The sequence below is a fragment of the Mesorhizobium sp. M0833 genome, from assembly GCF_040319905.1.
Lineage (GTDB): Bacteria > Pseudomonadota > Alphaproteobacteria > Rhizobiales > Rhizobiaceae > Mesorhizobium.
Window position 1 is genome coordinate 1 of the sequence record NZ_JAMYOQ010000096.1, and the last position, 799, is coordinate 799.

1 protein-coding gene and 1 tRNA gene are annotated in these 799 nt (G+C 55.9%); both read left to right on the forward strand.

What is annotated here, in order from left to right; all coding sequences use genetic code 11:
- On the forward strand, positions 1-396 hold a 396-nt coding region (locus NKH98_RS32940; RefSeq protein WP_352904322.1), incomplete at its 5' end, for a hypothetical protein.
- Between the two features lie 35 nt (positions 397-431).
- A tRNA-Ser gene (locus NKH98_RS32945) sits at positions 432-522 on the forward strand.
- Positions 523-799 lie beyond the last annotated feature (277 nt).

A 799-nucleotide genomic window follows, 5' to 3' on the forward strand; every position in this document is an offset into this window, starting at 1 on the left:
AAAGTTAAAAAACGGGTCTGGGTATTCTTTGCTGAAGGACAGCGTTCCCTGCCCCATCCCCACTACCGAAAAAGATGCGCACCGCGCCGCTCCTTCAAACCCGACATTACCCATGAGACGGCGGCGTTCAACCACGATCGTACCGGCAAAAGGTTTGTGGGGGCGCTATCGCCGAGCGTTGTTGCACAAATGACACGATTTGGCCTCACTCCGAAAGCTCCCATTAACTATCAGGCCCCTTGCACCCCGCACTCCAGCCAATCCCGGCAATGGCCCGCCCAAACTGTGACCATGACCGACTCAACAGCCAGGGAATTGCCGCAGAATCGCCGCAAGCCCAAGGTGGCGCTTTGGCGAAGGCTCGATTTTTCAACGATAATAGCGTCGGCTTGTTGATTGTGCCGGCACTTTTCTTTATCCACCGGCGCAACGGAGAGGTGGCCGAGTGGTCGAAGGCGCTCCCCTGCTAAGGGAGTAGAGGTCAAAAGCTTCTCGTGGGTTCGAATCCCATCCTCTCCGCCATCCCGCTCAATCGCGCTGCGCGCTTCGCAGGACGAGTCCAGCGAAACCCTCTCCGCGCGAAGCCCTGTATCGCCTTCTCGAACCAAGCCAAGGCGACTTCATTCGAGCGTTATCTCAGATCCGGTTCCGGGCACGCTTTTGCCAGCAAACGCCTCTGGTGAACATCTGCGGCTGCTCACGTGATCGTACAAAATCGACGATTTTTCGAAATAATAACGCAATGCCAAATACTTAATGCGGAAACACACGGCGCCCGTTCCGCTCTTTTGTTCGATTC